We start from the raw sequence: 24068 nt of genomic DNA, 5'->3' as shown, positions 1-24068 counted from the left end.
TCCCCCGGTACTACGCTGTCCCGTCCACCGTCCGCGCGCCCCGCCGGCGCCCGAACCCACGTCCCGCGAGCCCCGATCCGAACGGCGCCGCCGACCGAACCGCCCGAACCGCTGAGAGCGAGCCTTCCCTTGGCCTGTGACCTGTGGCTGGTCCCCCTTGTCGACGTGCTGTGCCACAGCCCCGACAACCCGTTCGCCGAAGAGATCGCCTCCTACGACAAGGCCCTGACCGGAGCCGGCCTGCCGACCGTGCCCGTCTTCGCCTACATGCCGGGCCTCTCCGGCGACGTCGCGCCGGTCGCCGGGTTCGACTACGACGCGCTGCACTTCCTGCGCCGCGCCTACCTGCTGCAACTGTGCGGACTCGCCGTCACACCGGTGGACGAACTGGGCGGCGACTACGAGCAGTTGCTGGAGATGTTCGAGTCGACCGCGCAGCAGTCCCACCTGGTCTGGCACTACGACCACGCCGGCGCCTACGTGCCGGTGGACTTCGCCGCGCCCCTGTTCAACGACGAACTGCTGGAGGGCGGCGGCCCGCTCGGCTCCACCCAGGGCCTGCTGCGCGAACTGGAGTACGTGGCCCCGGCGATCGGCATCGACCCCGCGAACCCGCCGGCCGCCCCGCGGCCCCCGGACGGCCCCACCGCCCTGGAGGAGCCGGCCGGTCCGATCCCCTACGACGAGAGCCCGTTCGCGCGCGAGCGGCACGTGTGGCTCGGACTGCACGCGGCGGCCACGCGCAGCCTGGGCCAGGGCTCGATGATCATCTTCAGCTGACACCCGGCCGCCGTCCGCGGCTCCCGCGGCGCACGCGCCCCGGCGCGCGACGCCCCGCGGGGGCCGCGCGCCGGGCCCGGCTCCCGTGGTTCCGCGGAACGCCGCCGTCGCGTAAGACCGCCGACCGCCGGGCGACACCTCGGGCCGGTAGGACCGGTGCATGTCACAGACGAACACCCCCGCCCAGGCGGTGGCCACGGAAGAACTTCCCAGGCCGGAGCGGTTCGACGACGTCAAGGGCTGGTTCTGGCCCGCGGACCAGCTCCTCTTCGACTGGTTCCTGCGGCGCCAGGAGGCCGAGGACCTGAAGGGCGACCTGCTGGAGCTCGGGGCGTACCTCGGCAAGAGCGCCGTCTTCCTGGGCGGCTACCTTCGCGAGGGGGAGTCCTTCACCGTCTGCGACCTGTGGGACTCCCCGGCGCCCGACGACTCCAACAGCGCCGAGATGGACCGCTCCTACGCGACCCTGACCCGCCGCGCCTTCGAGGCCAACTACCTCTCCTTCCACGACGCCCTGCCCACCCTGGTGCAGGCCCCCACCTCGGTGATCACCTCCCGGGTCGCGCCCGCGAGCTGCCGCTTCGTGCACGTCGACGCCTCCCACCTCTACGAGCACGTGCACGGCGACATCGAGGCGGCGCGCACCCTGCTCGTCCCCGACGGCATCGTGGCCTTCGACGACTTCCGGGCCGAGCACTGTCCCGGCGTCGCGGCCGCCGTGTGGGGCGCGGTCCCGACGACCGGGCTGCGGCCCGTCGTGATCACCGGCACCAAGCTGTACGGCACCTGGGGTGACCCGGACCCGGTGCGCGAGGAACTGCTGGAGTGGCTCGCCGGGCGCACGGACCTGTGGCACGGCGTGGAGGAGGTCGCCGGGCGTCCGCTGATCCGGGTCAAGGCCGACCGCTCGACGGGCACGCCGGAGCACCCCGTCTCCCGCCACGAGCCCCTCCCCGCACCGGAGCCCGGGCCCGCCCCCGAACCGTCCCCGGCGGCCGCTCCCGCGGAACCGGCCGCGGCTCCCGCCCCGCCCCGCCGCCCCTCGCTCGCACGGCGTGTGGCGCGGGAGGTCCTGCCGCCGATCGTCGCGCGCGCCCTGGTCCCCGGCCGCCGCCGCTGACCCGCGGAATCGGAGCGCGTGACTCCTCTCCTGCTTGCTAAGCTCCGGCTGTTTTCGGACACGGCCCGGACCGGGTGGGGACCTGCGCAAAGGGGCCGGCGTCCGCGGTCCGCGCGCGACTGACGCGCGGAGCCGTGCTTCTGGGGAGGGTTCCTTGATCCGTTCACGTACGTCCCGGCTGCGCGCCGTCGTGGCCACCTCGGTCGTCGCCGGTGTCGTGGCCACCGCGCTGGTGGGCTCCCAGGCGGCGGGCCCGGCCGCCGCCGCCCCCGCGGCGCCCGCCGCCCCGCGCTACGACGTCGACGGCGACGGCGTCACCGACCGCATCGCCCAGCGCGCGGACGGCACGACCACCATCACCCTCAGCGCCGACGGCACGACCCGGCCGTTCACGGTCGGCACCGCCGACGGCGCCGACAAGCCGAAGGACATCGTGCCGCTCGGCGACATCCAGGGCACCTCCGCCCCGGACCTCGCCGTCCTGTGGTCCAACGGCAACCTGGCCGTCTACGAGGCGTCCGGCACCGGCGGCACCACCCACGCGTACCCCGTCGGTCCGAGCTGGCAGATGTTCAACAAGATCCTGTCGCCGGGCGACGTCACCGGCGACGGCCGGCCGGACCTGCTGGGCCGCACGCCCGCGGGCACGCTCAACCTCTACCGCAGCAACGGCGGTTCGGGCCTCTTCGGCGCCCGTGCCGAGGTCGGCGGCGGCTGGCAGGCGTACGACCAGCTCGTGGGCACCGGGGACCTCGACGGCGACCGCGTCGGCGACATCCTCGCCCGGACCGTCTCGGGCGACCTGTACTTCTACCAGGGCACCGGCTCCGCGACCGGCGCGCCCTTCAAGGCGCGCGTCAAGGTCGGCTACGGCTACCAGATGTTCAACCAGCTCGTCGCCGCCGACGACCTGAACGCCGACGGCCGCGCCGACCTGCTCGCGCGCACCCCGGACGGCACCCTCTACCGCTACCTCGCCACCGGCGGCGGCAAGTTCGGCGCCCGCCAGGCGGTCGGCACCGGCGGGCAGGACGTCCTGCTGTACGCGGGCGCCGGCGGCGTCCCCGCCTACGGCAAGCACGAACTGGTGACGTTCGACGACGCGAACCGCATCGAGAAGCGGCGGGTGCTCTCCAACGGCACCATCGCCGCCCCCCAGCTCCGGGGCACCAACGAGAAGGGCTACTTCCAGGGCACCCTGAGCTCCGCCCTGGACGAGCGGGGCGAGGCCGACCTCGTCGAGATCGGGCCGGGCTACGCCTTCGCCGACGGCCTCGGCTGGCTCGGCGAGGGCGACGAGTGGAACTCCTACGAGTTCCTCGTCGGTCCCGGCGACCTCACCGGTGACGGCAAGGGCGACGTGGTGGGCCGTGACTTCCAGGGCTCCCTCCACCTGCACAAGAGCGACCGGCTCACCTACGAGAACTGGCTCGACACCCGGGTGCGCGTCGGCGGCGGCTGGCAGGTCTACGACCAGCTCGTCAGCGGCGGCGACCACAGCGGCGACGGCCGCCCCGACCTGATCGCCCGGACCCGGGACGGCGAGCTGTACCTGTACCCGGGCACCGGCTCGGCGACCAAGCCGTTCGGCACCCCGGTCCTGATCGGCGGCGGCTGGAGCACCTACACCCACCTCGCCTCGCCCGGGGACATGACCGGCGACGGCCGGGCCGACCTGATCGGCGTCAACGCCGCGGGCGACGTCTACCGGTACGCGGCGACCGGCCTGGGCGGCACCAGGACCTTCACCGCCAAGGCGAAGGTGACCTCGGGCTGGCAGAAGTACGCCTACATCCACTGACGCCACGTCAGGACATCTCCGCGGCCCCGGACCCCCCGTCCGGGGCCGCCGTCGTGCCGGGCCCAGCACAGGTGGCCGCCGGGGCGACCGTGACGGGTCCGGGGCCGCCGTCGTGCCCGGCCCAGCACAGGTGGCCGCCGGGGCGACCGTGACGGCGCACGAAATCCGCGGCGGGAGTTGGGGCTCCGTCACAGAAGCCGGGCGGCCCCGGCGCGCATACGCTTCCCGGACCGATCGGGTGAACGCGCCCTGGGGGACGGGCCGTGGCTCCGCGGTCCGCTGCCCCGGGCACCGGAGCATGCCCCCAGCCGCCGCACCTGTCACCTGAAGGAGCGTCCCCCCATGCCGTTCCGTGCCACCCACCGCGCCCTCTCGGCCGCCGTCGCCGCCGCCGCGATCGCCGCCGTCGGCCTCGGCGCCGCCGCCCCCGCCCAGGCCGCGCCCGACCCGCTGGACTACGTCGCCCTCGGCGACAGCTACAGCGCCGGTTCCGGCGTCCTGCCGCTGGACCCGTCCGCCTCGCTGCTGTGCGCCCGTACGACGAAGAACTACCCCAACCTGCTCGCCGACCGGACGGGCGCCGACTTCACCGACGTCACCTGCGGCGGCGCGAAGACCGAGCACTTCACCACGGCCCAGTACCCGGGCGTGCCCCCGCAGTTCGACGCCCTGCGCGCCGACACCGACCTCGTCACGCTGACCATCGGCGGCAACGACAACAACACCTTCATCAGCGCCATCGTCGCCTGCGGCGGGCTGGGGGTGCTCACGGCCGGCTTCGGCAGCCCCTGCAAGGACACCTACGGCAGCAGTTTCTCCGACGACATCGCGCAGAAGACGTACCCGGCGCTCAAGGCGGCCCTGAACGAGATCAGGGCCCGGTCGCCGAAGGCGGAGGTGGCGATCCTCGGCTACCCGTGGATCGTGCCGGCGCAGAGCGTCCCGGGCTGCTTCCTCAAACTGCCGATCGCCAAGGGCGACGTCCCCTATCTGCGGCAGATGCAGGCCGACCTGAACAGGGCCGTCGAGCGGGCCGCGGACGAGACCGGCGCGACGTTCGTCGACATGGCGGCGGCCTCCGAGGGCCACGACGCCTGCAGCCCGGCGGGCACCCGCTGGATCGAGCCGCTGCTGTTCGGCACCAACATCGTGCCCGTCCACCCCAACGCGGCCGGCGAGGCCGCCATGGCGGACCGCACGGCGGCGGTGCTCGGCCTCCGCTGACGGCCCGTCCCGCCCGCGGCCACCGATCGGTCCGATTCCGGCCTCCGATCGGCCCGTCCGGCCCGTCCCGCCGCGGCCTGGGCCGGCGGCCCGTCCGGCCCGCGACCACCGGTCCCGGCCCGCTCCGTCCCCGGTCGCCGGGCCCGGGGCCCGTCCCGGCTTCCCCGCCGCTCGCGCGGCACGCCGGGGCGGGCGGCGGGTCAGCGGGGCGGCTCCGGGGGCCGCTGGCGCGGCATGTTCGGGCGGGTGGCCGGCGGCAGCGGGAAGCGCCCCTGGATGACCCCGGCCGACTGGCCCTGCGCACCCGCGTCCGGGCGCTGGGGCAGCGGTGACAGCGACAGCGGCGCCGGCCCCCGGACCCTGAAGTCGCTCATCCAGTCCGCCGTCTCCGTGCGCACCAGGTCCGCGACGTCCTCCGAGAACCTGCGCAGCACCCCGAGGCAGCGCTCCGCGGCCTCCGCCGCCGTGCCCTCGGTGGGGCCGAGCACCTCCCGTACGCTCTCGGACGCCCAGTCGAACTGGAGCGCCTGGAGCCTGCGCTGGACGGCCTGCGCGGTGGCCACGTCCCGCATCCAGCCGGCCGTCAGCCCGAAGTGGCGGTCGCAGGCCACGCAGGCGGCGGCGACCAGCAGCGCCAGGTAGCCCCAGGGCGCGCCGGAGGCGACCGCGCCGGCGAGGTCGAGCAGCGGCAGGCCCGCCCCGGCCACCAGACCCGTCGCGGTGCCCAGGCGCAGCAGCCGGGCGTAGCGGCGCTTGCGGGTGCGGTCCGAGAGGTACCAGTCCGCGGTCCGCAGCGCGTCGCTCTCCACCCAGCGGTAGAGCTCGTCGAGCCGGGCCGCCGGCTCACCCCAGTCGCCCAGCGGGAACGCCCGCCCCGTCAGGTCACCGAGCGGCAGCTTGCCGCCCTCCTCCCGGGCCGACCCCCCGGGCTGCATCTCCGGCTGGCTCACCGGTGCGCTCCTCTACCTGTGCGGGCTGACGGAATATGTCCTCAAAAGGTGGTGACGTTACACCGTGTGATGGACGAGGCGCGCGTGCGTTCTGATCCGCACTCGCCTCGCACGCCCCCTTCATACCGCCGAATGGAGGGCCCTGCGCCGTGGATCCCGGTATTTCCGCCCGCACGGGGGTCTTGATCAGGTAGAGGAGCCTGCTCGCGACGGGTGCCTCTCACCCGAAAGAGTTGGCCGCGGCCGCCTTGGGCACCGTGCCCCGGCACCACGTAGGCTCGGCCGTACCGAAGCAGCGGACGGACGTAGCGACAGGAGTGGCCGTGATTCCCGGTGGTGGGCAGCCCAACATGCAGCAGTTGCTCCAGCAGGCCCAGAAGATGCAGCAGGACCTCGCCCGTGCCCAGGAGGAACTGGCGCAGACCGAGGTCGAGGGGCAGGCGGGCGGCGGCCTGGTGAAGGCCACCGTCAACGGCTCCGGCGAACTGCGCGGGCTCGTCATCTCGCCCGAGGCCGTGGACCCGGAGGACACGGAGACCCTCGCCGACCTCGTCGTCGCCGCCGTGCAGGCCGCGAACGAGAACGCCCAGCAGCTCCAGCAGGACAAGCTCGGCCCGCTCGCGCAGGGTCTCGGCGGCATGCCCGGCCTGCCGTTCTGACCCCGGCGGCCGCGCCGTGCGGCGCGGCCGTCACCGAGGACCCGGTCGGGTGTCTTCTAAGCGCAACCTCCACCAACTACCGTTGTCCCCAAGCACGCAAGGAAAGGCGTTCCGTTGTACGAAGGCGTGGTTCAGGACCTCATCGACGAACTGGGCAGGCTGCCCGGCGTCGGTCCCAAGAGCGCGCAGCGGATCGCCTTCCACATCCTCCAGGCCGAGCCCACGGACGTCCGCCGTCTCGCGCACGCGCTGCTCGAGGTGAAGGACAAGGTCCGCTTCTGCGAGGTCTGCGGGAACGTGGCCCAGCAGGAGCAGTGCAACATCTGCCGGGACCCCCGCCGCGACCGGGCCGTCATCTGTGTCGTGGAGGAGCCCAAGGACGTCGTGGCGATCGAGCGGACGCGTGAGTTCCGCGGCCGGTACCACGTCCTCGGCGGAGCCATCAGCCCCATCGAGGGCGTCGGCCCCGACGACCTGCGCATCCGTGAGCTGCTGGCCCGCCTCGCGGACGGCGCGGTGACCGAGCTCATCCTGGCCACGGACCCCAATCTTGAGGGCGAGGCGACCGCCACGTACCTCGCACGCATGGTGAAGCCGATGGGACTCACCGTCACGCGGCTGGCCAGCGGTCTCCCCGTCGGGGGAGACTTGGAATACGCCGACGAGGTCACCCTCGGGCGTGCCTTCGAGGGGAGACGACTGCTCGATGTCTGACGCCATGCTGCACGCCGTCGGCCAGGATCCGGACGATTTCGCCGTCCAGATCGCCGACTCGATCGAGTCCTTCATCGTGGCGACCACCGAGGTCGCCAAGGGCGACGAGCCGGACAGCGCGGTGCCGTTCCTGCTGCTGGAGGTCTCCCAGCTCCTGCTGACCGGCGGCCGCCTCGGCGCGCACGAGGACATCGTCCCCGACGAGCGCTACGAGCCGGACACGGGCCCGGACGTCGACGTCGACGACCTGCGCGAGCGCTTCGCCGTGCTGCTCGACCCGATCGACGTGTTCTCCGAGGTCTTCGACCCCTACGAGCCGCGCAAGGCCCCGGTGCCGTCGCGGATCTCCGACAGCCTCGCCGACATCGTCACCGACCTGCGCCACGGACTCGCCCACTACCGGGCCGGCCGGACCACCGAGGCGCTCTGGTGGTGGCAGTTCTCGTACTTCTCCAACTGGGGCCCGACCGCCTCCGCGACGCTGCGCGCGCTCCAGTCGCTCGTCGCCCATGTGCGCCTGGACCAGCCGCTCGCCGAGCTGGACGGCCTCGACACCGACGAGGACCTCACCGACGACGTGCTGGCCGAGGAGGCCGGCAAGGTCATGGTCGAGGAGATCGCCGGCCCGCTGGGGCTGCGCAGGGCCCGCTGAGCCCCGTCCACCGGTCCCGCGGCGGTCCGCCCGCGGGTGATGTGGCGCACATTCCCGCGTAGCTCCCGGGGCCCTGGGCAGTGGCCTCCTGCGGGCAGCCCAGGGATCGTCCGGGATCACGTCGTGAGCGGGACATCTCACCATGTGACAAAGAACGGGCGATTCCGGGCTGCTCGATAGACTGAGCCGACCGCAGTCGTTGACTGCAGAAGACCGAGCGAGGAGCGCACGTGGGCCTTGTCGTGCAGAAGTACGGAGGCTCCTCCGTCGCCGATGCCGAGGGCATCAAGCGTGTCGCCAAGCGAATCGTCGATGCCAAGAAGAACGGCCACCAGGTGGTCGTCGTGGTTTCGGCGATGGGCGACACGACGGATGAGCTGATCGATCTCGCCGAGCAGGTATCCCCGATCCCTGCCGGGCGTGAGTTCGACATGCTGCTGACCGCAGGAGAGCGGATCTCCATGGCCCTGCTGGCCATGGCGATCAAAAACCTGGGCCACGAGGCCCAGTCGTTCACCGGCAGCCAGGCAGGCGTCATCACCGACTCGGTGCACAACAAAGCGCGCATCATCGATGTGACGCCGGGCCGGATCCGTACGGCGCTCGACGAGGGCAACATCGCCATCGTCGCCGGCTTCCAGGGTGTGTCCCAGGACAAGAAGGACATCACCACGCTCGGCCGCGGCGGGTCGGACACGACCGCCGTCGCGCTGGCGGCGGCGCTGGACGCCGAGGTCTGCGAGATCTACACCGACGTCGACGGCGTCTTCACCGCCGACCCCCGGGTCGTGAAGAAGGCGAAGAAGATCGACTGGATCTCCTCCGAGGACATGCTGGAGCTCGCCGCGTCCGGCTCCAAGGTGCTGCTGCACCGGTGCGTCGAGTACGCACGCCGTTACAACATCCCGATCCACGTCCGGTCCTCGTTCTCGGGGCTCCAGGGCACATGGGTCAGCAACGAACCGCGAGGGGATCAGAAGGTGGAGCACGCCATCATCTCCGGAGTCGCCCACGACGTCTCCGAGGCCAAGGTCACGGTCGTCGGCGTGCCGGACAAGCCGGGCGAGGCCGCGGCCATCTTCCGCACCATCGCCGATGCCGAGATCAACATCGACATGGTCGTGCAGAACGTCTCGGCGGCCACCACCGCCCTGACCGACATCTCCTTCACGCTGCCCAAGACGGACGGCGCCAAGGCGATGTCCGCCCTGGAGAAGCAGAAGGCGGCCATCGGCTTCGACTCGCTGCGCTACGACGACCAGATCGGCAAGATCTCCCTGGTCGGCGCGGGCATGAAGACCAACCCGGGTGTGACGGCGTCCTTCTTCGAGGCGCTCTCCGACGCCGGCGTGAACATCGAGCTGATCTCCACCTCCGAGATCCGTATCTCCGTGGTCACCCGGGCCGACGACGTCAACGAGGCGGTGCGCGCCGTGCACACCGCGTTCGGCCTCGACTCCGACTCCGACGAGGCGGTCGTCTACGGCGGCACCGGGCGATGACCCTCCGGCGCGGAGGCGTGCGGCGATGAGCGTGCGCCCCGCGCGGGGGACGTCCAAGCCGACGCTCGCGGTCGTGGGAGCGACCGGGGCCGTCGGCGCGGTGATGCTCCGGCTCCTGTCGCAGCACGCCGACGTCTGGGGCGAGATCCGACTCGTCGCCTCCCCCCGCTCGGCCGGCCGCAAACTGGCCGTGCGCGGGGAGGAGTGCGAGGTCCTGGCGCTCGGCGAGGACGTCTTCGACGGCGTCGACGTGGCGCTGTTCCTGGTGCCGGCCGAGGTCTCCGCACGCTGGGCGCCCCTCGCCGTCACCCGTGGCGCCGTGGTCGTGGACAGCTCCCCGGCCTTCCGGGCGGATCCCGAGGTGCCGCTGACCGTCCCCGAGATCAATCCGCACACCGTGCGGCTGCGGCCGCGCGGCATCGTCGCGAGCCCCCACGACACCACGCTGACGCTGGTGCCCGCCGTGGGCGCCCTGCACGCGGAGTTCGGGCTGCGCGAACTGGTGGTCTCCTCGTACCAGGCGGCCAGCGGGGCCGGCCGGGACGCGGTCGGCGCGCTGCGCGCCCAGCTCTCCCTCGTCGCCGGCACCGAACTGGGCGTGGCGCCCGGGGACGTGCGCCGGGCCGTCGGGGACGGCCTCGGGCCGTTCGAGGCCCCGCTCGCCCTCAACGTCGTCCCGTGGACCGGCACGCCGCTCGACGGCGGCTGGTCGTCGGAGGAACTGGGGCTGCGCTCCGAGACCCGCAAGATCCTCGGCCTGCCCGGGCTCAAGGTGTCGGCGACCTGTGTGCGCGTCCCCGTGCTGACGGCCCACTCCCTGGCCGTCCACGCGCGCTTCGAGCGCGAGGTCACCGTGGCACGCGCCCACGAGATCCTCGCGACCGCCCCGGGGGTCGTGCTCTGCGACGATCCGGAGGCGGGCGACTTCCCCACGCCCGCGGACGTGGTGGGCACCGATCCCACCTGGGTCGGACGGGTGCGGCGCGCCCCGGACGACGCCACCGCCCTCGACCTCTTCCTCTGCGGCGACAACCTGCTCAAGGGCGCGGCGCTGAACTCGGTCCAGATCGCGGAGACGGTCGCGGCCGAGCTCGGCTGCTGACACCCGGCCGGGCCGCCGTTCCGGGGTGCCCGCCCGCAACCGTCCTTATTCCGGGGCGGGGTGTCCGCGGGACTTTGTAGGATCTGTGGACGCCCTGTGATCGAAACGATGGTCTGAACCACTTGAACTGGGGCGTCAGCGTGTTCGATTATTCGCTTCCCTCCTTGTTGCAACCGGCAGTTGGGCGGGACGCGTCTCTGCGGACGCCTCGCTGCGGTGCGGTGACATTGGGGCATTGGGGAAGATCGGGTGCGCATGACGGCATGGGGCGGACCGCCAAAAGCGGTGGCGTACGCGTACAACCCTGACGGGGGGAAGCGTGTCCAACAGGCGTGGCAGAGGTTCTCGACATCGCAAGGGTGGTCCCGATCGGCGGCGCTGTGCGCCCGATCCGCAGACCCCGCCCGTCCGGCGGCATGCCGGTGATCGCACCCGTCCCCGCGTCACGGACCACGCGGCTGCCCGCACAGCGGCAGGGCACTGACGACGTCATGGCAGCCGGCACCACCGTCGACCACCTCACCGAGACCTACCGCGCCCACTACCGGTCGCTGCTCGGTCTCGCCGCCCTCCTCCTGGACGACACCGCCTCCTGCGAGGACGTGGTCCAGGAGGCGTTCATCCGGGTCCACTCCGCGCGCAGCCGCGTACGGGAGCCGGAGAAGACCCTCGCCTACCTCCGCCAGACGGTGGTCAACCTCTCCAGGTCGGCCCTGCGGCGGCGGATCCTCGGCCTCAAGCTGCTCTCCAAGCCGATGCCCGACATGGCGAGCGCCGAGGAGGGCGCCTACGACCAGTTGGAGCGTGACGCGCTGATCAAGGCGATGCGCGGCCTCCAGCGGCGGCAGCGCGAGGTCCTGGTCCTGCGGTACTTCGCCGACATGACCGAGGCCCAGGTGGCCGAGACGCTGGGCATATCGCTCGGCTCGGTGAAGGCGTACGGTTCGCGGGGCATTGCCGCACTGCGCGTCGCGATGGAGGCCACGGTATGAGCGGCCACGGACGCGGGCCCGACCGGCACGGGCCGGAAGGGTCACCGAACGATTCGACGGGGAACGGAACAGTGGGAAACGGGCCGGAACGCGAGCCGGGCGGCCTCGGCAAGGACAGCACCCCGGGTGACCTCGAAGGCACCGGCGCGGACACCGCTCCGGATACCTCCGGCGCCCCCGCGCCGCGGGACGCGGACCTGACGGCGCTGCCGGGGCTCGCGGGCGACGAGGAGGCCCTGCGCCGGATGCTCCAGGGCGTGGTCGAGGACCTCACGCCCTCGGAGGGCGCGCTCGACCACCTGCGCCGCGCCGTCCCCGCACGGCGGGCCCGCAAGCGGCAGGCGCTGGTCGGCGCCGCTGCCGCCGTCCTGCTGGTCGGCACCGCGGTGCCCGCCTTCGTGCATGTCGCGAGCTCCGGCTCGGGCGACAGCGCCAACCCGGTCAACGCCGGACACGGCCAGCAGGCCCAGGGCGGGGCCGGCAACGAGCCGGGCGCCACCGGCGGCGACCGCGACCCGCTGAACCCCCCGGCCGGCGGCGGACCGGGGTCCACGGGGGAGGACGCCGCGAGCGTCTCCCCGGGCGACGGCTCCGCCGAGGGCGCCGCGGACGGCACCTCGGGCGAGCCCGAGACACCGGGCGCCGCGGGTGCCCAGCCGGCGGCCTGCACCCCCTCCCAGCTCGGTGTCGCCTCCGCCGGGACGAACGTGCCCGACGCCGAGGGCAAGGTCTACGGCACCTTCCGCATCGCCAACGTCTCCTCCTCCGACTGCCTGGTGACGGGCGCCGGCTCGGTCGGCGTCACCGCGCTGGGGGCCGCCGACGCGGCCCGCATCAGCGTGGTCGGCCACACCTCGGGCGACCCGGCGGGCGGTCTGCCCGACCCCTCGGCGGCGGTCGCCAGCCTCGTGCTGACGCCGTCCTCGGCGTACGAGGTGAAGTTCGCCTGGATTCCCTCGGACACCTGTCCCACCACGGGCGCCTCCCCGGACCCGACGCCCACCGACGGCGGCACCGGAAGCGGGGGCGGCAGCGGTGGCGGCACCGCCGGTACGGGCACCAGCGGCGGCACCGACACCGGTACCGGCACCACGGACGGGGTCCAGACGCAGATGCTCACCGAGGGCGGGGTCAAGGACGGCAGCGTGGCCGTGTCCCACACGGCCGACGCGGGCGCCCCGAGCGCCCAGACGACCATCGGCAACGCCTGCTCCGGCATCGTCTACCGCACCGGCATCCTCCCGGGCGCGTAGGCCCGGCCGCAGCGCGGGGCGGGTGGTCGACCGCCCCGCGAGGTCAGGACATGTCGGGGGTGGTGGACCGCCCCGCGAGGTCAGGACATGTCGGGGGTGAGCCCGAGCTCCCGGTCCCGTACCGCCTCCGCCTCGCGCCGCACCAGGCGGAACCACATGAACAGCACGAACCCGGCGAAGACGAACCACTCTCCGGTGTAGCCGAGATTCTGGAACGCCTTCAGATCCAGACCGCTGTTCTGCGGGGCCGACGCCGGGACCGCCGTCAGCCCGCTGTCCGCCTTCGTGAGGGTGACCCACGCGTCGTACATGTCGTCGGGCACGAGGTTCACCAGCGAGGCGGCGCTGATGATCCCGAGCTGTCCGGCGGGCAGACCTCCGGCGGTGTGGGCGCCGTCGGTGCCGGGCGTCTCCGACGCCTGGAGCGCCCCCGTGACCGTCACCGCGCCCGCGGGGACCGCCGGCGCGGTGCCGCCCTGGGGGAGCCAGCCGCGGACCACGGGGAGCGTCTTGCCGCTCTCCGTCCGCAGGAGGGTCAGCACGTACGACCCGGGCTTCCCGTCCAGCCGGCGCTCGGGGACGATGAACTGCTCGCCGTAGCGGCCGGATGCCGTGGCCTGCCGGCCCGACGTCTCCTTGTCCACCGGCAGCAGCTCACCGAGCGGCGCCGCCGCCTGCTCCTCGGCGCCGGGGCGCTGTTCCGCCTCCCGGTGACTGTCGACCCGGTCCTCGAACCTGCCCAGCTGCCACGACCCCATGAACACGCAGAACGGGATCGCCAGCAGGACGAAGACGTTGATCCCCCACCAGCGGGGCGTCAGCAGGAATCGGTACACCCCTCCACGGTACGGAACGCGCCCGGCGGGCCGTGTCCCGGGGCCCGCAAGGACGGGCCCCGGTCCGCTCCGCGCCGTGGAGGACGGCAGCCGTTACGCGGCGCCGGCCGGCTGGGCGTCCGCCTCCGGGCGTATGCCGGCGCCCGCCAGGTGCCGTTCCGCGAAGGCGATCTCCATTCGCACCTGCTTGATGCGCTCCTCCACCACGAGCGAGCCGTGGCCCGCGTCGTACCGGTACACCTCGTGGACGGCGCCGCGGGCCACCAGACGGTCGACGTAGTTCTCGACCTGGCGGATCGGGCATCTCGGGTCGTTGACCCCGGCGGAGATGTAGACGGGGGCGCGGACCGCGTCGACGTAGGTGAGCGGGGAGGACGCCGCGAAACGCTCGGGCACCTCCTCCGGGGTTCCGCCCAGGAGCGTGCGGTCCAGGGCCTTCAGGGCCTCCATCTCGTCGTGGTAGGCGGTGACGTAGTCGGCGACCGGCACGGCGGCCAGGCCGAGCGCCCAGGCGTCCGGCTGGACACCGAGCCCGAGCAGCGTCAGATAGCCGCCCCAGGAGCCGCCCGCCAGCACCAGGCGCGCCGGGTCGGCGAGACCGGAGGCGACCGCCCACTCCCGTACCGCGGCGATGTCCTCCAGCTCGATCAGGCCCACACGGTGCTTGAGGGCGTCCGTCCACTCGCGCCCGTACCCGGTCGAGCCGCGGTAGTTGACCCGCACGACCGCGTAGCCGTGGTCCACCCAGGCGGCGGGGCCGGCGGTGAAGGAGTCGCTGTCGTGCCAGGCCGGGCCGCCGTGGATCTCGAACACCGTCGGGAGCGGGCCGTCCGCCCCCGCCGGCCGCTGCACCAGGGCGTGGACCCGGCCGCCGGGGCCCTCCACCCATACGTCCTCGACGGGGACGGAGGCGGGCGCCTTCATGCCCGGGGGGTCGAGGACGGCGCCGCCGTGCGTCGAGCGGACCTGCGGCGGCTCGGCGGCGGACGACCACAGGTACTCGATGGAGTGGTCGGGGCGCGCGGTCGCGTCCGACACCGAACCGGCGGGGGTCTCGATCCGCGTCAGCTCCCGGGAGGCGAGGTCGTAGTGCCACAGCTCGCCGCGTGCCTCGAAGCTGTGGACCACCAGGAGCGCGGAGCCGTCCGGGTACCACTCGGCGCCCACGTCACCGGGCAGGTCCACCGCGAGCGCGGTCTCCTCGCCGCTCGCCACGTCCCAGATCATCGGCTCCCAGCGGCCGCGCCGCTGGTGCCCGACGAGGAGCCGGGTGTCCCCGTCGACCGGCGGGAAGCCGAGGACCTCCAGGCCCAGCTCCTTCGTGCCGCCCTCCGTGTCGTCGAGCTCGGCCACCACCGAGCCGTCCGGGCGCAGGACGCGCAGCGCGGAGTGCATCGCGTCCCCGTGCTCGGTGTGCTCGATCGCGAACAGCGTCCCGTCGTGGGAGAGGTCCCCGACGCCGGCGGACTCCCGGTGCCGGTAGACCTCCGCGGGGGCCTGCCCGGGGCGGACGACATGGATCGTCGTGCCGTCCTCGTCGGTCGATCTGCCGACGACCGCGGTGCCGTCCCGCCCTATCGCGAGACCGGCCGGGTAGGAGGCGGCCAGGCCCGGGACGGCGGGCACGTCGGCCCCGCCGGCGAACGGCTGCCGCATCCAGATCCCGAACTCGTCCCCGTCGGTGTCCGAGAACCACCAGACGGCCTCGCCGTCGGGCGCGAGGACGCCCTCGGTGGTGCCGTTCGGCCGGTCCGTGACCTGGCGCTGGGAGCCGGTGGCCCGGTCCCAGGCGTACAGCTCGTACGTGCCGGTGGCGTTGGACACGAAGAGGGCCCGGTCCGGGGCGTCCTCGGCCCAGTCGGGGAGGGAGACACGGGGCGCCCGGAAGCGCTTCTCCCAGTCGGGCATGCCGGGCATGCCGGGTGTGGTGTCTGCGGCGTTCATGCCCTCCATCAAACCGGAAACCCGCCGCTTCCATCCCCTGCCTGTGGATAACCCCGCGCTTGTGGACAACTCGGGGGCCGGGACGGGACGTGCCCTAGGGTCAGGGGAGACGGATCACCGCGCGTCCGCTGCCCAGGTCCACCGTGGACCGGTTCGGCGGGGCGCCGTCCTCCTCGTCGTCGCGCAGCAGCAGGGCGCTCTGCCGTTCCTTGAGCTCGCTCTGCTTGCCCGGCGAGAACGTCGCGTGCAACTGCTCGAACCCGGTCGCGGACAACTGCCCGCGCCGGCGTCCGCGGCCCGTCGCGCGCAGCACCTGGTCGCCGAAGGCGATCGCCACCAGAAGGATCACCAGACCCGGGAGCGTCATGAAGACAGCGAATTCCATACCGTCAGTCTCCACACCCGAGTGGATCCGCGTGACCTCCCGCGAGAACCTGCCGGGCCACCCGGGCCCCGCCGCCGCGCTGCGCGCCTGACTGCGTGAGCGGGGCGTCGACTGGATGCCGTTCGCGGCGGACGAGGTGCGCTACCTACTGGCCTGCGGGCCGGGGCCCGACGGCCGGTGGCGCGGCTGGTTCTCCGTGGAGGTCCTGGCCGGGGCGCTGGTGCCGCTCGGGCTCCATCCCGACCAGCCCCAGTCGCGGCCGGGCGCGCAGTCACCGCCCGCCTGGTGGCACGCCGCCGCCGAACGGACGGTGACCGCCCACCGCTTCACCCGGCGGGATCCACCGGCGCCCCGGCCGGAGGAACGGCCTCCGGCCGCCCCGGGGCGGCGAGGAGCCGCCGCGGATCAGCCGCCCTGGTGATCGCCGTCTCGACGGCGGTCAGCCGGTCCGCGAGCAGGCCCAGCGCCGCGACGGCCTTCGTCAGGGGATCGCCGCCGGGTCCGCCGAGCGCCTGCGCGCGGGTGTACCCGGCCTTGATCTCCGACCAGCGGGCCGCCTGCGCCCCGGTGAGCCGCGAGCGCAGTTCGGCCAGCCTGAGCAGCGCCGCCTCGGCGCCGTTCGCCAGGGTCCTGGCCTCGCCCGTGTAGTGGTCGTCGACGAGCGCGTCGAGTTCGGCGTCGTTCATCACCGGGCTGATCCGCTCCACGATCCGGTTCATGTTGCGGTACGAGCCCTGGAGCCGGAACGGCGGCTCGCCCCGGGTGGCGTCGCCGCTCGCCGCGGAGGCGATGTACGCGGAGTTCACCGCGAGGACGGTGCGCCGGGCGGCGACCACATGCCGCAGCACGGCGAGTATCCGGTCGAGTTCGGCCGGCGGGTAGGGGTGCGCCAGCCGGTCCGCGCGGGCGGTCGGATCGCCGGTGGCGAGCCGTACGAGCAGGTCCACGTCCGCACGGTCGCGGCCGGCGAGCGGTGCGAGCACCGGATGGGAGGTGAGCGCGTTCTCCACGAAGCTCAGGGCGAACACGTCCTCCTTGCCGGTGAGCACCTCGCCCAGATCCCACACGTCGGCACGGTTGGCGAGCATGTCGGGGATGCGGAAGCGCTCCCCGGACTCGGTGTACGGGTTGCCCGCCATGCACACGGCGAAGCGCTTGCCGCGCAGGTCGTAGGTGCGGGCCCGCCCGCGCCACACGCCCTCCATGCGCCGCTGCGCGTCGCACAGCGAGATGAACTTCTGCAGCAGTTCGGGGGAGACATGCTGGATGTCGTCGAGGTACAGCAGCACGTTGCTGCCGGCCTCCAACGCGAAATTGATCTTCTCGACCTCCTGGCGCGCCGTCGCGTTCGGTGCCTGCGCCGGGTCGAGCGAGGTCACCTCGTGGCCGAGGGCCGGTCCGTTCACCCGGACCAGCGCGAGGCCGAGCCGGTCGGCCACGTACTCGACCAGCGTCGTCTTGCCGTATCCGGGGGGCGAGAGGAGAAGCAGCAGACCGTTGCTGTCGGTGCGCCGCGACTCGCCTGCGGTGCCCATCTGCTTGGCCAGGCTGTCGCCGATCAGCGGCAGGTACACCTCGTCGACGAGCCGGTTGCGCACGAACGACGACATGACGCGGGGCCGGTGCTCGTCGACGCGCAGCCGCTCGCGCTCGGCGGCGGCCAGTGCGGTCCGGCGCTGCTGGTAGTCACGGAAGCCGGGGGCGACGGTCTCCCGGAAGTGCCGCGTCCGGGCGAGGAACTCGTCCAGACGTACCGTCAGCACACCCTTCTCCAGACGCGGATGGTTCCCGAGCAGCCCCTCGACCCGTGCCGTGAGCGGAGCGTCCGAGCCATGGCGCACCAGACCGGGGCAGAGCTCCACCGCCGCGGCCTCGGCCAGGTCCTCCGCGTCGGCCTCCGCGTCCGTGGCCTGCGCCCAGGCCGCCAGCCAGTTCTCGATCACCTGGCGGCGGGCGCCGAGGTCGTCGCCGAGCGCCTCCACATCCTGCGCGTAGCCCGCGTCCTCCACCGTGCGGCGGAACGCCTCCAGCGCCGCACGCACCCGGGCGCCGATGACGAACCCTTCGGGCCCGGAGGTCAGTTCCTCGAAGAGGTAGTCCGCGCCGGGGCCGCCGCCGGGCCCCATCGCCGCGGCCAGTTCGGCGCGGAAGGCGTCGATCGCGGGGGCGAGCCCGAAGGTGTCCCGCGCCCGCGCCAGGGCCACGGCCCGCCGCGTCCAGGCGCTCCGCGACGCCTCGTCGGTGCCGTGCGCCCAGAAGACCTGGGCCGCCGCCCTGGCCCGCGGGGCGTGACGGAGCAGCCCGGCCCCGGCGTGGAGCCGCACCACGGAGGCCAGGATCGCCGCCGCGTCGTGGTCGTGCACACCGCGCTCGTAGCCCTCGTCGTAGGCGTCCTGCGCCGCGCGGCGCACCAGGTCCGCGAGGTCCGCGTCCGCCAGGGCCCGCGCGCCGTGCTCCTCCAGCAGCCGGCCGGCCAGGTGTTCGGCCCGGTAGACGGCCGCGTTCTCCGACGGGAGGGTCTGCTCCCAGTACGCACGCGTCCCGGCGAAGCCGCTCCCGGTGCCGTCCGCGAAGCCGTCCCCGGCGTCGTCCGTGACCGGTGCGCGGTAGTCCGTGCCGGTCAGGGCGAAGGCGAGCCCGTCCCCCTGCGGCACGAGCGTCAGCTCGAACGGCTGGGTGTTGACGGTGAACCGGTGCCGGCCGAGACGGATCACCGACCCGCCGTCCGCGTACAGATCGGTGCGGTCGCGCAGCGCGCGTGCCGCCTCCTGGCGGGCCGCCTTCAGCCGCCCCTCCAGCTCCTCCGCACGCCCGTCGTCGCCCAGTTCGCGCAGCTCGTCCGCGGTGCGCCGCACCTTCGCGGCCATCGGGTCGGAGGCGAACCAGGTGTGGATCTCCTCCGCGCTGCCCAGCGTGACGATCCGGCGCCCGATCGTGTCCAGCACGCGCAGCGCCGATGCCGCCAGCCGCTCCGCACGGCGCGCCCGCGCGTCCTGGAGCGTCTGACGCCGGGCGGCGAACGCCTCGTACACCTCGGTCCGCTTCGCGCCCAGTTCGGCGAGGAAGTCGTCCGACTCGGCGAACCGGGACTCCAGGTTCTCCAGGCGCAGCAGCAGCGCCGCGAGCTGCGCGTCGCACGACTCGGGATCGGCGGCCGCCGCGAGCGCCCCCGCGACGGCCTGCCCCAGCAGGGCGGTCTCGGCGGCGAACTCGGCGCGGCCCTCGCGTCCCAGCAGCTCACGCCGCCGGGCACCGAGCACGGCGCGGGCGCGGTTCACCCCGCCCAGCACCTCCGCGATCCGCTCCAGGATCCCCGTCCGCACCACCGCGTCCCCGAACTCCAGCCCGGTGACGACGTCGGTGACCGTGCGCAGGCCCTCGTCCACGGCGTCCAGCCGCCCGCTCAGCGGAGCGGTCTCCGCGACCGTCGCGACGGACCGCGCCTCGGCGGTCAGGGCCTCGATCTCCGCGCGGTGGTCGGCGAAGGCGTCCTCGCGGCGCAGGAAGCCCATGGCGCGGGTCGCGAAGGAGGTGATGTCGTCCGCGGTCCGCGCCGTGAGCGCGTCGATCCGTCCGGCGTCCGCGTACCGCATCTCCTTGAGGGCGAGCAGCTCACCCTGCGCACGCCGCAGGGCGGTCAGCCCGTCGACCCAGCCGCCGGCCGTGCGCGGCGCCTCGCCGCGCAGCCTGCGCACCAGCGCGGCGATCCGGCCCGTCGCCTCCTCCAGCGCCCGCGCGGCGCGGTCGGTGAGGTCCCGGACGGTCTCGAACTCGGCGAGCACCTGGCGGGCCGTCTCCCCGATCGCGTCGAGGGGGGTGCGCAGGTCGCCGGTGTCGGCGTCGCCCAGCCAGTGGTGGCCGTCGGCGGTGCGGGCGCAGGCGCCGAGCAGCGCCTCGAAGACCGCGGTCGAGGGCTCGGTGTCCGTCACCGCGCCGACCAGCGACAGGCAGTCCGAGATGCCCCGCACGAGCTCCGCGTTCCCGATCCGTGCCAGCGGCCCCCGGCCGGCCGGGCGCTGCGCCGCATAGGTGTCGGTGACGAAGGGGGAGTCCCAGCGCTGCACGGGGTGCACCCGGACCGGCGCGTCGTCCCTGGAGCGCAGCACGAGCAGCGTGCCGTCGTCGAAGAGGGCGTGGCCGCTGCCGGTCAGCGGCGCGGCGACGGCGGTGCGGATCACGTTGTACGGCAGCAGCAGACTGCCGGCGCCGGTCCGCGAGCGGAACGCGAACAGGATGTCCTCGCCGTTCGGCGAGTGGACGGTTCGCTCATAGGCGAGCGAGGCGAGCAGCCGCTCGTCGACGTCGAACGTCCGCACGGTGCCGGTCGCGGCGAGGCAGTAGCCGCCGGGGAACACGATGCCCTGGTCGTCCGGCAGCCGCAGGCAGGCCTGCCCGATGCCGTCGAGCCGGGTGACCGTCCCGGTGACGGCGGAGTGGACGAGATGGCGGTGGGTCTCCTCCTTGTACGGACGGACGCGCAGCAGGAGCAGCGACCCCATCCGGGCGTACTCGACCTCGGCGTCGGCGAGGGACTGGAGCGGTTCGGCGACCGGCTCCGACCAGATCCCCTCGCCGGTCTCCGTGTCGTCCACCGTCTTCACGGTGAGCGAGCCGCCCACGGTGGACACGAAGACGTCCCCGCCGACGGCGATGTGCGGGTGGCGCCCCTGGACGTGGTCGTCACGGGTCGCGGCGGTCCACTCGACCTCGTGCGACGGGGGCAGGACGTGGTCGCGCTCGCCCCGGGCGTCGAGGAAGCGGGCCCGGACGCCGCCGGCGCCGTCCGTCTCCACGGCCCAGCGCAGCACCCGGATGTCCACCGCCCGCTCGCCGCCGCGCTCCTCCGCGCGGGCGGCCCCGCCGGCCGAGAAGACGGCCAGCAGCTTCCCGTCCACCATGCGCAGCCGCCGCAGCCGGGCGTCACGGTAGTAGCGGTGCAGCGCCTCGAACTCGTCCAGGAAGCGCGGGTCGTCGAGCAGACCCGGCACCGCGCCGTCCGGCAGCCGCTCCAGGCCGGAGTCGTGGAGGGCGAGCACGTCCGCGACGGCGGAGACGGGGCGGGCGGCACCGGACGCGTCGTAGCCGAACAGCAGCGCGTCGCCGACGGCGACGATGTCGCAGGCGGTGGCGGCGTGTTCGGTCCTGAGGTCCTGCGTGCCCGCGAGCCGCAGCTCCAGGGAGCCGAAGGTCTCGATCCGCTGCGCGTTCAGGGCCTCGGCACGGCGGCGGAGTTCGGCCGCCTGCGCCACGAGCCGGTCGCGCAGCACCTCGTACGAGCCGGACGCGCCGTCCGCCGCCCCGCCCGGCGCGAGGTCCGCGGAGCCGCCCGCACGCGCCGCCCCCGGCGCCCCTGGGAGTGTGGCTTCGGGCGCGTCGGCCGCGGGCCGGCCGGGCGCGGCAGTCGCCGGAGCGGCCGGCTCCGGCACGGCCTGTGCCGGCGCGGCTCCGTTCTGGTCGGTGTGGCGGGTGAGGGGCGTGGTCATCAGGGTGTGCTCGCCTTCCTGTTCCTGCGAAGGGTTCCGCTGCCGCGGAGGGTGCTGCTCCGGCGGGTTCGGTGGCGGTGGCGCCTCGGTCCGGCGGCGGGTCTGGCGGGGTCGCCTCGGTCTGGTGGCGTTCCGGTGGCGGGGTCTCCTCGGACCGCTGGCGGGTCCGGTGGGTGCCGTTCCGGGCCGGTCGGTGGGTCCGGTGGGTGCCGCTCCGGGCCGCTCGGCGGGTCCGGTGGGTGCCGCTCCGGTCCGGTGGCGGATCCGGCGGGTGCTGCTCCGGGCCGGTGGCCGAGGGGCGGGCGCCGCTCCGCCCGGGAGAGCCGCTCCGGCGGAGCGGGGGTGTCGCGAAGGCACCCGCCCGGTGCCGCCCACCCCCGTGGGGCGGCACCGGGCGGGGCGCGGGGCGCGCCGTCAGGCGGACGGCGTGCCGTTCAAGGGGGCGTGCTCGACACCCGCGGCGTTCCCGGACAGCGCGGCGAGCGACATGTCGGAGAGGCCCAGACGCTCGACCTCCCGCAGCAGCCGGCTCACGTCCCCGTCGCCCGCGCCGCCCGACCGCATCAGCCGCATCAGCAGCGCCGAGACGGTCAGATTCTGCACGTCGCCCGTCGACACCGAGCCGAGGATGCTGGTCAGGTCGTCGGTGAACCGGGCCGAACCGTCCAGCCACGGCTTGGCGAGCGTCTGCGCGGTCCGGGAGTTCTCGACGAAGGAGTCCACGCCCTTGCCCAGCGACACCGCCGACACCAGCCGGTCGAGGAAGACGGACTCGCCGCCGACGATGTTGATGTCCGCGTTCTCCAGCCCTGTCGCCAGCACGGTCGCCTGCGCCTCGGCGACCTGGCGCTGGACGTCGAGCCCGGCGAGCCGGATGTCCTTCTCCGCCTCCAGCCGCAGCCGGTACTCCTCGTGCCCCCGGGACGCCTCGTCCAGCGCGGCCATCGCCGCCGCCTTCTCCGTGAGCCCGGCCGCCTCCGCGCGCAGCTTCTCGCCGATCGCCGCGGCGTTCGCCGCGCCCTTGGCGCGCACGCCCTCCGCCTCGGCGAGCAGCCGTGCCTGGGCCGCCTCTGCCTCCGCGCGGCCGGCCTTCTCGATGACGTCGGCCTCCCTCTCGCGCACCTGCGCGGCGGCGAGCCCCTCGGCGGCGGCCTCCGCCTGGATGCCTTCCGCCAGCCGCAGCTTGGCCCGCGCGTCGAGATCGGCGGCCTTCACCCGGGCCTCGGCCAGGGTGACCTCCTCGGCCGCCCGGTGGACGGCCGCCTGCTCGGCGGCCTCCGCCGCCTTGATGTCCTTGACCAGCTTCTCCTGCGCCTCGGCCTCGGCCGCGATGACGACGGCCTGCCGCTCGCGCTCGGCCTCCTCCACCGCGCGCAGCCGCTTGATGGACTCCTCCTGCTCGGCGACGGTGCGGTCCACCGCGACCCGCTCCCGGACGACCTCGGCGATCTCCCGGCGCTCCGCCTCGACCTCCTTGTCCGCGGCGATCCTGGTCAGCGCCGTCTCCCGCTCCCGGGCGATGACCTCCAGCATCCGGTCCTTCTCGATGCGCTCGTTCTCGATGGCGATGACCCGCTCGCGGTTCTTCTCCGCGACGGCCACCTCACGCGCCTGGTTCTCGCGCTGCACGCCCAACTGCTCCTCGGTGCGCAGGAAGGCGCTCTGCGCGCGCAGCCGCTCCTCCTCCATCACCCGGGCGGTCTCGGCCTCCTCGCGCGCCCGCACGGTGTCGATCTCCCGGCGCTGCTTGATCTCGGCGTCGGCCTGCCGGCGCTCCAGCTCCAGGATCGCCTCACGGGCGTCGACGTTCTGCCGGGTGATCTCCTTCTCCTCCGTGCGCTGGAACTCGTTGGTGCGCACGTGCTCCACGGCCGTCAGCTCGGTGATCTTCCGGATGCCCTGGGCGTCCAGGACGTTGGAGGGGTCGAGCTGCGCGAGCGGCGTCTGCTCCAGGTAGTCGATCGCCGCGTCCTCCAGGCTGTAGCCGTTGAGGTCGGTGCCGATGAGCTGGATGATCCGGTCCCGCAGCTCGTCGCGCTTGGTGTAGAGATCGGTGAAGTCCATCTGCTTGCCGACCGTCTTCAGCGCCTCGGAGAACTTGGCGTTGAACAGCTCCTGCAGCGTCTCCTTGTCGCTGGCCCGTGCCGTGCCGATGGCCTGGGCGACCTTGATGACGTCCTCCACCGTCTTGTTGACGCGCACGAAGAACGAGATGCGGATGTCGGCCCGGATGTTGTCGCGGCAGATGAGCCCGTCGCGCCCGGTGCGGGTGATGTCGATGGTCTTCACCGAGATGTCCATGATCTCGGCCTTGTGCAGCACGGGCAGGACGACCTGCCCGGTGAAGGTGACGTCGACCTTGCGCATCTTGGAGACGATCAGGGCCTTGCCCTGTTCGACCTTGCGGAACAGCCGGGTGACGACGAGCAGCAGGCAGACGATGACGAGCAGTACGACGGCGATGAGCACGCCGATGCCCATGGTGATGGCGTCCATGAAAGTCCTCGGAATCCTCGTGCGAGAGGTGGAGCGGGGCGCGGCGGAGCGAGGGCTCCGGCCGCCCCGGTGAGAGGGGGCGGCCGTGCCCGCGCGGGCCGCGGCGGTGGGCTGCGGAAGGGGGGCCGGTGTGTGGTGACGGGCCGCGGTCGCCGGGAGTGCCGGCCGCGGGCGC

Annotated in this window: 17 protein-coding genes; 11 read left to right on the top strand and 6 right to left on the bottom strand. The window is 73.7% G+C overall.

The genetic code is table 11. The annotated features are described in order from the left end of the window. Window positions 1-129: 129 nt before the first annotated feature. The 4 genes from JE024_RS16440 (at window position 130) to JE024_RS16425 (ending at window position 4925) form a co-directional block, all read left to right on the top strand. Entirely contained in the window at window positions 130-780 is a 651-nt protein-coding gene (locus tag JE024_RS16440) for a putative DNA-mimic protein (protein ID WP_205374305.1), read from the top strand. A gap of 160 nt (window positions 781-940) precedes the next feature. Beyond that, complete coding sequence (locus tag JE024_RS16435; protein ID WP_205374304.1) at window positions 941-1900, top strand: class I SAM-dependent methyltransferase; 960 nt, start codon at window positions 941-943, stop codon at window positions 1898-1900. Window positions 1901-2054: 154 nt separating this feature from the next. Next, window positions 2055-3701 (top strand): FG-GAP repeat domain-containing protein, encoded by a 1647-nt coding sequence (locus JE024_RS16430; RefSeq protein WP_205374303.1) that lies wholly within the window; start codon window positions 2055-2057, stop codon window positions 3699-3701. Window positions 3702-4043: 342 nt separating this feature from the next. Then, a complete protein-coding gene (locus tag JE024_RS16425) occupies window positions 4044-4925 on the top strand; it encodes an SGNH/GDSL hydrolase family protein (protein ID WP_205374302.1) in 882 nt (293 codons plus the stop codon). Window positions 4926-5125: 200 nt separating this feature from the next. Here JE024_RS16425 and JE024_RS16420 read toward each other — a convergent pair whose 3' ends face one another. Beyond that, complete coding sequence (locus JE024_RS16420; RefSeq protein ID WP_205374301.1) at window positions 5126-5875, bottom strand: SLATT domain-containing protein; 750 nt, start codon at window positions 5873-5875, stop codon at window positions 5126-5128. A gap of 323 nt (window positions 5876-6198) precedes the next feature. Between JE024_RS16420 and JE024_RS16415 the strand changes: the two genes are divergently transcribed. From JE024_RS16415 to JE024_RS16385, 7 genes are all read left to right on the top strand, one after another. After that, entirely contained in the window at window positions 6199-6534 is a 336-nt protein-coding gene (locus JE024_RS16415; RefSeq protein WP_205374300.1) for a YbaB/EbfC family nucleoid-associated protein, read from the top strand. A gap of 114 nt (window positions 6535-6648) precedes the next feature. Further along, window positions 6649-7248, top strand: a complete 600-nt coding sequence (gene recR, locus JE024_RS16410) for a recombination mediator RecR (protein WP_205374299.1) — start codon at window positions 6649-6651, stop codon at window positions 7246-7248. Then, a complete protein-coding gene (locus JE024_RS16405; protein ID WP_205374298.1) occupies window positions 7241-7900 on the top strand; it encodes a DUF5063 domain-containing protein in 660 nt (219 codons plus the stop codon). The genes recR and JE024_RS16405 overlap by 8 nt, the downstream gene beginning before the upstream one ends. 230 nt (window positions 7901-8130) lie before the next feature. After that, window positions 8131-9402, top strand: a complete 1272-nt coding sequence (locus tag JE024_RS16400) for an aspartate kinase (RefSeq protein ID WP_205374297.1) — start codon at window positions 8131-8133, stop codon at window positions 9400-9402. A 25-nt stretch (window positions 9403-9427) separates the two neighbouring features. Then, window positions 9428-10504, top strand: a complete 1077-nt coding sequence (locus tag JE024_RS16395) for an aspartate-semialdehyde dehydrogenase (protein ID WP_205374296.1) — start codon at window positions 9428-9430, stop codon at window positions 10502-10504. Window positions 10505-10920: 416 nt separating this feature from the next. Further along, complete coding sequence (locus JE024_RS16390; protein ID WP_205376572.1) at window positions 10921-11496, top strand: SigE family RNA polymerase sigma factor; 576 nt, start codon at window positions 10921-10923, stop codon at window positions 11494-11496. Between the two features lie 71 nt (window positions 11497-11567). Next, a complete protein-coding gene (locus JE024_RS16385) occupies window positions 11568-12749 on the top strand; it encodes a hypothetical protein (RefSeq protein WP_244882896.1) in 1182 nt (393 codons plus the stop codon). Window positions 12750-12829: 80 nt separating this feature from the next. Here the strand turns inward: JE024_RS16385 and JE024_RS16380 are convergent, their stop codons facing one another. The 5 genes from JE024_RS16380 to JE024_RS16360 all read right to left on the bottom strand — a co-directional run bounded on the left by JE024_RS16380 (window position 12830) and on the right by JE024_RS16360 (window position 23893). After that, window positions 12830-13585, bottom strand: coding sequence for an SURF1 family protein (locus JE024_RS16380; RefSeq protein WP_205374295.1), 756 nt, complete (start codon window positions 13583-13585; stop codon window positions 12830-12832). Window positions 13586-13678: 93 nt separating this feature from the next. Continuing rightward, window positions 13679-15538 (bottom strand): S9 family peptidase, encoded by a 1860-nt coding sequence (locus JE024_RS16375; RefSeq protein ID WP_205374294.1) that lies wholly within the window; start codon window positions 15536-15538, stop codon window positions 13679-13681. A 91-nt stretch (window positions 15539-15629) separates the two neighbouring features. After that, window positions 15630-15914, bottom strand: coding sequence for a DUF6191 domain-containing protein (locus JE024_RS16370; protein ID WP_205374293.1), 285 nt, complete (start codon window positions 15912-15914; stop codon window positions 15630-15632). A 326-nt stretch (window positions 15915-16240) separates the two neighbouring features. Continuing rightward, window positions 16241-21397, bottom strand: coding sequence for a DNA repair ATPase (locus tag JE024_RS16365; protein ID WP_205374292.1), 5157 nt, complete (start codon window positions 21395-21397; stop codon window positions 16241-16243). Between the two features lie 414 nt (window positions 21398-21811). Continuing rightward, a complete protein-coding gene (locus JE024_RS16360) occupies window positions 21812-23893 on the bottom strand; it encodes an SPFH domain-containing protein (RefSeq protein WP_205374291.1) in 2082 nt (693 codons plus the stop codon). Between the last annotated feature and the right edge of the window lie 175 nt (window positions 23894-24068).

It is taken from the genome of Streptomyces zhihengii (genome assembly GCF_016919245.1).
GTDB classification, from domain to species: domain Bacteria; phylum Actinomycetota; class Actinomycetes; order Streptomycetales; family Streptomycetaceae; genus Streptomyces; species Streptomyces zhihengii.
Note: the sequence above shows the minus strand (reverse complement) of the source record. Positions and strands in the feature narration are given on the sequence as shown.